Genomic DNA, 9,628 nt, shown 5'->3' with positions numbered 1-9,628 from the left:
GCCTCGTAGGCGGGGCGGTAGGTGTCGTACGGGTCGTAGGAGTCGTAGGTGTCGAGGTCGTCGACGTCACGCTCGGGGCGCGCGAACGCGCCGGGCTCCGGCACGTACGGCCGGCCGTAGGGCTGCTGGTACGGCGGCGCGTACGGTGCCGGCCCGGGCACCCGGGCCGTGCGGGCCGGATACCAGCCGTCCCCGGCGTCCCCGCCACTCCCGCCATCCCCGCCGTACTGGTTCCCGCCGTACGCCCCGTATCCGGCGGAGGCCTGCTCGGGCACGCGCGGCGGCGGTGCCGAACGGCCGCGTGTACCGCGGCCACCGCGCACCGCGCGATGACTTCCCTGCGACTGGCTCACGACGCACTCCAAAGTCCGGCGGGATGGCGCGGGGACTTTAACCGAGTGCGCGTCACTCTCCAAAGTGGCTCGACCACACAGCGTCATCGTCGTGCTGCCGGACCGGTCGCGCGGGTCGTGCCGATGGCCGACCTCAGTAGCCGAAGGCGCGCGCCGTGTTGGCCGCGACGTGCGCTGCCAGCGCCTCTTCGGACATCCCCTTCGTCGCGGCCATAGCGCGCAGCGTGACCGGAACGAGGTAGGGGGCGTTAGGCCGTCCGCGGTACGGCACCGGGGTCAGGAAGGGCGCGTCGGTCTCCACCAGCAGCAGCTCGGGAGGTGCGACGGCGACGGCGTCGCGCAGCGGCTGTGCGTTCTTGAAGGTGACGTTTCCGGCGAAGGACATGAAGTAGCCCTTGGCGGCGCAGAGCCGGGCCATCTCGGCGTCCCCGGAGTAGCAGTGGAACACGGTGCGCTCGGGTGCGCCCTCCTCCTCGAGGATGCGGAGTACGTCGGCGTGGGCCTCGCGGTCGTGGATGACGAGTGCGCGCTGCTGCCGCTTGGCGATGGCGATGTGGGCGCGGAAGGAGTACTGCTGGGCGGCGACGCCGTCCTCGCCGGTACGGAAGTAGTCCAGGCCCGTCTCACCGACGCCGAGCACCTGGGGCAGCGCGGCCAGCTTCTCGATCTCCGCGAGGGCGGCGTCGAGTTCGCCCCGGTCCGCTGCCCGCGGCGCTTCGTTGGGGTGCAGGGCCACCGTGGCGTGCACCGAAGGGTGCGCGGCGGCGATCTCGGCGGCCCAGCGGGAACGTTCCAGGTCGCAGCCGACCTGAATGACCGTTTCGACGCCGACCGAGGCGGCCGCCGCCAGCGCTTCGGCGACGGAGGGCTCCTGCATGTCGAGGTGCGTGTGCGAATCGGCGACCGGCACCCGGAGCGGCTCGGGCAGCGGGGGCGCCGGCTGCTGCTGCGACGGCGTGGAATGCGGCATGCCGCGATCCTAGGGCGCCCCCGGTGACGCTCCGTTCGCGGGCCGCCTGGCCGGTCTCGGAAGCCGCTTGACCCGTGCGCCGGCCACGCGGCCGGCCTGCATGATCCGCACCAGATGCCCGTCGCAATTGATGCACGTGGGGTTTTTGATCGGTGAGGGAACCCGCTTTCCCTCCGTGTGGTATGTGATGTAGGGAGTGCCGTCGGAATATTCGAGATGCCTGATCTCGAATTCCTGCTCCCAGCCGTGCCCGCAGCGCATGCAGGCGAAGGAGTAGGCCTCGTGAACGCTCGATCCGGAGTGCTCCATCTCAGCACCTCATTCCAGGCTGATGGTCACACCTATCAGTGGACTGCGCGGCCGGGAAATGCGCAGCAGCCGGATACGTCTCTTGGCCCGAATTTGGCCTGGGCATAGGAAAAGCGGCCTTTTTCCCGGCCCCTCTTTGCCTTTTCCGTAAGGGGCTTTACCCGTCTGTTGTCCGGCGGTCTTGCGCAACCTGCCCGTGCGCACCCTTCTTCACGGCCACCACCGCGTCGAAGACCTCGCGCTTGGGCACACCCGCCTCTCGCGCCACCGCCGCGATCGCCTCCTTGCGGCGTTCCCCGGCCTCTTCGCGCACCGCGACCCGGCGCGCCAGTTCGCCGGCGTCCAGCTCTTCCGTACCCGCCGCCGCGGCACCCTCGACGACGACGGTGATCTCACCGCGTACCCGCTCCGCCGCCCAGGCCGCCAGCTCGGCCAGCGGGCCGCGCCTGACCTCCTCATAGGTCTTCGTCAGCTCCCGGCAGACCGCCGCGCGGCGCTCCGCGCCGAAGACCTCCGCCATGGCGGTCAGCGTGGCCTCCAGCCGGTGCGGCGACTCGAAGTACACCAGTGTGCGGCGCTCGCCCGCCGCCTCGCCGAGCCGGGCGAGGCGCTCGCCCGCCTTGCGTGGCAGGAAGCCCTCGAAACAGAACCGGTCGACGGGCAGCCCCGAGAGCGCCAGCGCCGTCAGCACGGCGGACGGACCGGGCACCGCCGTGACGCCGATGCCCCGTTCCACCGCCGCCGCCACCAGCCGGTACCCGGGGTCGGAGACGGAGGGCATCCCGGCGTCCGTCACCAGCAGCACCCGCGCCCCCTCGGCGAGGGCGTCGGCCAACTCGGGTGTACGGGCGGCCTCGTTGCCCTCGAAGTAGGACACGACCCGCCCCTCGGGGCGCACTCCGAGCGCCTGAGTGAGCCGCCGCAGCCGCCGGGTGTCCTCGGCGGCGACGATGTCGGCCTCCGCGAGCTCCCGAGCGAGCCGCGGCGGTGCGTCCGCGACGTCCCCGATGGGCGTCCCGGCGAGTACGAGCTTCCCAGTCACGCCCCCCATCCTCCCAGCACCGCCGCCCGCACCCCGCCACCGCTCACGCGCCCCTCCCGGCGCGGAGTTCGAGTGCTGCCCCGGGCGCACCGGCGCGTTCCCTACGATGTCCCGGTGACGACCAGTGACACCGCGGCGGCGGTCCAGCGCGCGGAGACCTCCGACAGCCTGCCCACATGGCAGGCCCGGCTGCGCCGCTTCGGCTACGCGGGACGCCCCCGGGCCGGCACCCGGGAACGCCTGGTGCCGCCGTTCCCGAAGCCCGACCTGCGCCTCGGTGCCGTGTTCGGCTTCTCACCGCTGCTCGCCACGCGCCTCGCGCGCTGGTCCGCGTGGGGCGGCCCGCTGCTGATCGCGCTCCTCGCGGGGCTGCTCAGGTTCTGGCAACTGGGCTCACCGCACGCCGTGATATTCGACGAGACGTACTACGCGAAGGACGCCTGGTCCCTCTTCCAGTACGGCTACGAGGGCAGCTGGCCGGAGAAGGCCAACGACCGCATCCTCGCCGACCCGCAGCGGATTCCCCTCTCGCCCGAGGGCGCGTACGTCGTCCACCCGCCGGTCGGCAAGTGGATCATCGGCATCGGCGAGTGGCTGTTCGGCCTGCACCCCTTCGGCTGGCGCTTCATGCCGGCCGTGCTCGGCACCCTCTCGGTGCTGATGCTCTGCCGGATCGGGCGGCGCCTCTTCCGCTCCACCGTGCTCGGCTGTCTCGCGGGCGCCTTGATGGCCGTGGACGGGCTGCACTTCGTGATGAGCCGTGCCGCGCTGCTCGATCTGGTGCTGATGTTCTGGGTATTGGCGGCCTTCGGCGCGCTGCTGGTGGACCGGGACAGATCCCGGGCGCGACTTGCCCGCGCCCTGCCCGCGGACGGCGCCCCGGGCGGACGCCCGGACCCGGACGTCGGCGCCCGGTTCCGCTTCGGCCCGCGGCCGTGGCGGCTGGCCGCCGGACTCTGTCTCGGGCTCGGCTTCGCCACCAAGTGGAACGGTCTCTACGTCCTCGCCGCCTTCGGCCTGCTCACCGTCCTGTGGGACATGGGCGCCCGCCGTACGGCCGGGGCGCCGAGGCCCCTGTGGAGCATGGCGCGCCGCGATGCTCCGACCGCGTTCCTCTCCCTCGTCGTGGTCGCGTTCGGCACCTACCTCGCCTCCTGGTCCGGCTGGTTCGCCACCTCCGGCGGATACTTCCGGGACTGGGCGGAGAAGGCCGGATCGGCCGGGCCGTGGGGCTGGCTCCCGGGCCCGCTGCGCAGCCTGTGGCACTACGAGTCGCAGGTCTACGACTTCCACGTCGGCCTCACCTCCGGCCACACCTACCAGTCCAATCCGTGGAGCTGGCTGATCCTCGGGCGTCCCGTCTCCTACTTCTACGAGTCGCCGAAGGCGGGCCAGGACGGCTGCACGTCCAAGGCGGAGGGCTGCGCCCGCGAAGTGCTGGCGATGGGCACTCCGTTGCTGTGGTGGGCGGGCTGCTTCGCGCTGCTCTACGTGCTCTACCGCTGGCTGCTGCGGCGCGACTGGCGGGCGGGCGCCATCCTGTGCGGTGTCGCGGCCGGTTACCTGCCCTGGTTCCTGTACCAGGAGCGCACGATCTTCGTCTTCTACGCGGTCGTCTTCGTGCCGTTCCTGTGCCTGGCGCTGGCGATGATGATCGGTGCGCTGGCCGGCCCGCCGGGCGTGCACGAACGCAGACGCACGGCCGGGATCGTCGGCTCGGGTGTGCTCGTTCTGCTCATCGTGTGGAATTTCATCTACTTCTGGCCCATCTACACGGGACAGACCATCCCTATGGAGTCGTGGCGTCACCGTATGTGGTTCGACACCTGGATCTGAGTGCCGCTGTGCGGAAACGCACGGCCCGAATCAGGTGAATCCTCGAATCCACTTCTCCTCCATATGCCCTTTAAGGGGTATACCGGGGCACGGGAGGTGACGCGCGTGCCCTAGGGTGCGTCGGACAGGTCCCCGGCCGCGTCGGCCGGGGCGGGGTGGAGGGGCAGATTCTCAGATGCGTGACACTCAGAAGATGGCGCTGATCGGCGGCGTCGCCGCCGTTGTCGTCGGCGGCACCGGCTTTGGCGTCTACGCCCTCGTCGGAGGTGAGAGCGACGACGGCAACGGCAGTGTGACGTCCTCCGACGACGGCAACCGGAAGGAGGTCAAGAAGGGGCCGCCCAGCGCGGCGGAGGTCCGCACGACGGCCCAGCGGTTCCTGACCGCGTGGTCCGCCGGGAACACGGCGAAGGCCGCCGAGCTTACGAACGACAAGTCGCAGGCCGCGCTGGCGCTGAAGGGCTTCCGCCAGGGCGCGAGCATCTCCAAGGTCGCGCTGTCGCCGCGCTCCGCTTCCGGTTCACAGGTGCCGTTCGGCGTGAACGCGCAGATCGCGTACGGCCAGCAGCGCTCCGCGTGGTCGTACGACTCCGCGCTGGAGGTCGTGCGGGACGAGAAGACCGGTGACGCCGTCGTCAACTGGAAGCCGACGGTGCTGAACCCGAAGCTGAAGACCGGTCAGTCCATCAAGACCGGCAAGGCGGGCACCCCGCCGATAAAGGCCGTCGACCGCAACGGCGCCCCGCTGACCAAGGAAGCCCACCCCATGCTGGGCAGCGTCCTGGACGACCTGCGCAAGCGGTACGGCGACAAGACCGACGGCCGGCCGGGCGTCGAGACCCGCATCGTCGACGCCAAGGGCAAGGACACCGGCACCACCCTGCGCACCCTCTCCAAGGGCACGCCGGGCACGCTGAAGACCACCATCGACAAGAAGCTGCAAGTGGTCGCCGAGCAGGCCGTGAAGGGCAAGCCGAAGGCTTCCGCGGTCGCCGTCCAGCCCAGTACCGGCGAGCTGCGGGCCATCGCCAACTCGCCCGCCGACGGCTTCAACAACGCGCTGCGCGGCTCCCTCGCGCCGGGTTCCACCATGAAGGTGATCAGCAGCGCGATGCTGCTCGACAAGGGCCTCGCCTCGCCGGGCAAGGCGCACCCGTGCCCGAAGTACTCGACGTACGGCGGCTGGAAGTTCCGCAACGACGACAAGTTCGAGATCAAGGACGGCACGTTCGCGCAGAGCTTCGCCCGCTCCTGCAACACCGCCTTCATCACCCAGGCCAAGAAGCTGAAGGACGACGACCTGACCAAGGAGGCGCGGGAGGTCTTCGGCATCGGCCAGAACTGGCAGGTGGGCACCGGCACCTTCGACGGCAGCGTGCCCGTCCAGTCGGACGCCCAGATGGCCTCCTCGCTGATCGGCCAGGGCGGCGTGCGGATGAACCCGCTCAACATGGCGTCGGTCGCGGCGACCGTGCAGAGCGGCACCTTCAGGCAGCCGGTGATCGTCTCCCCGTCGCTGGACGACCGGACCCTCGCTAAGGCGTCACGCACCATGAAGCCGCAGGTCAACAATGATCTGAAGGGCCTGATGAAGCTGACGGCCGCCAGCGGTACCGCCGCGGAGCCGATGGCCGGACTCAGCGGCGACGTCGGCGCCAAGACGGGCTCGGCCGAGGTCGACGGCCAGAAGAAGCCGAACGGCTGGTTCACCGCCTACAAGGGCGACATCGCGGTCGCCGCGGTGGTTCCCGCCTCGGGGCACGGCGGCGAGAACGCCGGCCCGGTCGTCCGCAAGGTCCTGGACGCCGCGGGCTGATACCTGCGCGGGCTGATCCCGCCGAAGGCAGCAGGACGCTCGCCCACAGGGAGCGGTGCCCCTCAACAGGGGCGCCGCTCCCTGTGCGTTGCCTCACATCCGCAGCGGGCGGCCGGCCGTCGTACGGAAACCTCTTCGCGTGCGTCACGCGGCGGCCGGTAGCGTCTCCGCCATGACCGACCAGTCCCGCCAGCAGCTTGCCCACCCCCGCTTCGCCGCCGCCCTGGACGACCTCGGCATCGGCGACGCCGAGATCCGGGCCTTCCCGGACGCCACCCGCACCGCCGCGCAGGCCGCCGAGGCGATCGGCTGCGAGCTGAGCCAGATCGTCAAGTCGCTGATCTTCGAGGCCGACGGCGAACCGGTGCTGGTGCTGATGGACGGCGCTTCGCGGGTCGATGTGCGGCTGGTACGGGCGGAACTGGGCGCCGGCGCCGTGCGACGGGCCGACGCCGATCTGGTCCGCCGGGCGACCGGGTACGCCATCGGCGGCGTACCTCCCTTCGGGCACGTCACCGAACTGCGTGTGCTCGCCGACCGCGGGCTGCTCGGCCACGACACCGTCTGGGCCGCGGCCGGCACCCCGCACACGGTGTTCGCGCTCGCCCCCAAGACTCTGATCACCCACGCTCGCGGCTCCCTCACCGAAGTACGCGAACAGCCCGCCGACGCGCTGTGACCCCGCTGGTCGTGACCGCGGTGCTGCTCGCCGCGGTCACCCACGCCTCCTGGAACGCGCTGGCGCACCAGATCAAGGACCAGCTGCTCGCCTTCACCCTCGTCGGGACGGGCGGGCTGCTGTGCGGGCTGGTGCTGGCCTGCTTCGCGCCCGTACCAGCAGCCGCCGCCTGGCCCCCGCTGCTGGTGTCGGCCGTGCTGCACGTCGTCTACCAGCTGCTGCTGATGCGGTCGTTCGGGCTCGGGGACTTCGGGCAGATGTATCCCATCGCCCGCGGCACCGCACCGCTGGTGGTCACGGTTCTCGCCGCGGTCTTCCTGCACGAGTGGCCGGACGCCTGGCAGTTGACGGGTGTCGCCGTCGCCTCCGCCGGTCTGGTCGGGGTCGCGCTGTGGGGCATCCGCAGGAAGGGCACCGGGACCGGGACCGGTACCGGCTCCGGCGGCTCGCAGCGGCCCGCGCTGATCGCGGCCATGGCCACCGGCCTCGCCATCGCCTCCTACACCGTCGTCGACGGCGCCGGAGTGCGCGCCTCGGGCTCACCGCTCGGCTACATCGCCTGGCTGATGGTGCTGGAGGGCTTCGCCATTCCCGCCTACGCGCTCGTCACCCGGCGCCGCGCGCTGCCCGCCCAGCTGCGCCCCGTCGCGGTGCGCGGCCTGCTGGGCGGCGCGCTGTCGGTGTTCGCCTACGGCCTCGTCCTGTGGGCGCAGACCCGCGCACCGCTCGCGCCGGTCGCGGCCCTGCGCGAGTCCTCGATCATCGCCGGCGCGGCCATCGGGGCGCTCTTCCTCAAGGAGCGCTTCGGTGCTCCGCGGGTGGCCGCCTCGGTGCTGATGGTCGGCGGCATAGCGCTGATGCTGCACGGCGGCTGAGCCGGGCGGGCCTGAGCGGGCCCGAGTGGACCCGTGCGGGCCCGCGGGGGCAAGCCCGAGCGGGCAGAGCGCGGGCCCGACGGGTCCGGGCGCTCCGGACACGCCCTAACCTGGAAGGCTGAACGGCTCGGAGCGCGCAACAGGAGTGAGATGGCAGTCAACCTCGTCAATCTGGAAGCCGTGGGCAAGGTCTACGGCACCCGGGCGCTGCTCGACGGCATCTCGCTCGGGGTGAGCGAGGGCGACCGGGTCGGCGTCGTGGGGCGGAACGGGGACGGCAAGACCACCCTGATCCGGCTGCTGTCCAAGTTGGAGCCCGCCGACGACGGCCGGGTGACGCACGCGGGCGGCCTGCGGCTGGGGGTGCTCACGCAGCACGACTCGCTGGACCCGGCCGCGACCGTACGGCACGAGGTGGTCGGCGACATGGCCGATCACGAGTGGGCCGGGAACGCCAAGATCCGCGACGTGCTGACCGGCCTCTTCGGCGGACTCGGCCTGCCCGGCTTCGCGCACGGCCTGGACACCGTCATCGGCCCGCTCTCGGGCGGCGAGCGGCGCCGCATCGCGCTGGCCCAGCTGCTCATCTCCGAGCAGGACCTGATCGTGCTCGACGAGCCCACCAACCACCTGGACGTGGAAGGCATCGCCTGGCTCGCGCAGCATCTGCGGGCGCGGCGTTCGGCGCTGGTCTGTGTGACGCACGACCGCTGGTTCCTGGACCAGGTGTGCACGCGGATGTGGGACGTGCAGCGCGGAGCCGTGCACGAGTACGAAGGGGGCTACTCCGACTACGTCTTCGCGCGGACCGAACGGGAGCGGATCGCCTCGCAGGAGGAGACCAAGCGGCAGAACCTGATGCGCAAGGAGCTGGCCTGGCTGCGTCGCGGCGCCCCGGCCCGTACCAGCAAGCCCCGCTTCCGCATCGAGGCGGCCAACGACCTCATCGCGAGCGAACCGCCGCCGCGGGACAGCGCGGAGCTGATGAGGTTCGCCAACTCCCGGCTCGGCAAGACCGTCTTCGAGCTGGCGGACGTGACCGTACAGGCCGGGCCCAAGGTGCTGCTCAAGCACCTGACCTGGCAGCTGGGCCCCGGTGACCGGATCGGCCTGGTCGGGGTCAACGGCGCGGGCAAGACGTCGCTGCTGCGGGCCCTCGAGGAGACCGCGCGCAGCGGCGGCGAGCGGCAGTCGGAACTGCTCACCGGCGGCCGTATCAAGGTCGGCAAGACGGTGAAGCTGGCGTATCTCTCGCAGGAGGTCGCCGAGTTGGACCCCGGTCTGCGGGTGCTGGAGGCCGTCGAGCAGGTGCGCGGGCGCGTCGACCTCGGCAAGGGCCGGGAGATGAGCGCCTCGCAGCTGTGCGAGCGCTTCGGCTTCGTGAAGGAGAAGCAGTGGACGCCGGTCGGCGACCTCTCCGGCGGTGAGCGCCGCCGGCTGCAGATCCTGCGGCTGCTGATGGACGAGCCCAACGTGCTGTTCCTGGACGAGCCGACCAACGACCTCGACATCGAGACCCTGACTCAGCTCGAGGACCTGCTGGACGGCTGGCCGGGCTCGCTGATCGTGATCTCCCACGACCGGTTCCTCATCGAGCGCACCACCGACAAGGTGTTCGCGCTGCTGGGGGACGGCACGCTGCGGATGCTGCCGCGCGGCATCGACGAGTACCTGGAGCGGCGGGCGCGCCAGCGGGATGCGGCACCGGCCCCCGCGCCCGCGGGGTCCGCCGGAGCCGCGTCCGCCGC

7 protein-coding genes and 1 pseudogene are annotated in these 9,628 nt (G+C 71.5%); 5 read left to right on the top strand and 3 right to left on the bottom strand.

Features of this window, described 5'->3' with window-relative positions:
• From ACRDP3_RS14560 to rsmI, 3 genes and pseudogenes are all read right to left on the bottom strand, one after another.
• Positions 1 to 275 (bottom strand): annotated as a pseudogene (locus ACRDP3_RS14560) (hypothetical protein); the annotation flags it as partial.
• A 211-nt stretch (positions 276 to 486) separates the two neighbouring features.
• Positions 487 to 1,323, bottom strand: a complete 837-nt coding sequence (locus tag ACRDP3_RS14555) for a TatD family hydrolase (protein ID WP_431517352.1) — start codon at positions 1,321 to 1,323, stop codon at positions 487 to 489.
• A gap of 466 nt (positions 1,324 to 1,789) precedes the next feature.
• A complete protein-coding gene (rsmI, locus tag ACRDP3_RS14550; protein WP_431517351.1) occupies positions 1,790 to 2,674 on the bottom strand; it encodes a 16S rRNA (cytidine(1402)-2'-O)-methyltransferase in 885 nt (294 codons plus the stop codon).
• A gap of 114 nt (positions 2,675 to 2,788) precedes the next feature.
• Between rsmI and ACRDP3_RS14545 the strand changes: the two genes are divergently transcribed.
• From ACRDP3_RS14545 to ACRDP3_RS14525, 5 genes are all read left to right on the top strand, one after another.
• The gene (locus ACRDP3_RS14545; RefSeq protein WP_431517350.1) at positions 2,789 to 4,510 is read left to right on the top strand and encodes a dolichyl-phosphate-mannose--protein mannosyltransferase; all 1,722 of its coding nucleotides are present in this window, start codon (positions 2,789 to 2,791) and stop codon (positions 4,508 to 4,510) included.
• Positions 4,511 to 4,685: 175 nt separating this feature from the next.
• Positions 4,686 to 6,326 (top strand): penicillin-binding transpeptidase domain-containing protein, encoded by a 1,641-nt coding sequence (locus tag ACRDP3_RS14540; protein WP_431517349.1) that lies wholly within the window; start codon positions 4,686 to 4,688, stop codon positions 6,324 to 6,326.
• Between the two features lie 172 nt (positions 6,327 to 6,498).
• Positions 6,499 to 7,005 (top strand): YbaK/EbsC family protein, encoded by a 507-nt coding sequence (locus ACRDP3_RS14535; RefSeq protein WP_431517348.1) that lies wholly within the window; start codon positions 6,499 to 6,501, stop codon positions 7,003 to 7,005.
• Positions 7,002 to 7,880: an EamA family transporter gene (locus ACRDP3_RS14530; RefSeq protein WP_431517347.1), complete on the top strand. Its 879-nt coding sequence runs from the start codon at positions 7,002 to 7,004 to the stop codon at positions 7,878 to 7,880. Before ACRDP3_RS14535 ends, ACRDP3_RS14530 begins: the two co-directional genes overlap by 4 nt.
• 150 nt (positions 7,881 to 8,030) lie before the next feature.
• Positions 8,031 to 9,628 (top strand): ABC-F family ATP-binding cassette domain-containing protein (locus ACRDP3_RS14525; RefSeq protein ID WP_431517346.1); only part of this gene is annotated, 1,598 nt, incomplete at its 3' end.

Source organism: Streptomyces sp. (genome assembly GCF_050698815.1).
In the GTDB taxonomy this organism is placed as follows: domain Bacteria; phylum Actinomycetota; class Actinomycetes; order Streptomycetales; family Streptomycetaceae; genus Streptomyces.
The sequence above is the reverse complement of the archived record's forward strand: the minus strand, read 5'-3'. Positions and strand labels throughout refer to the sequence as shown.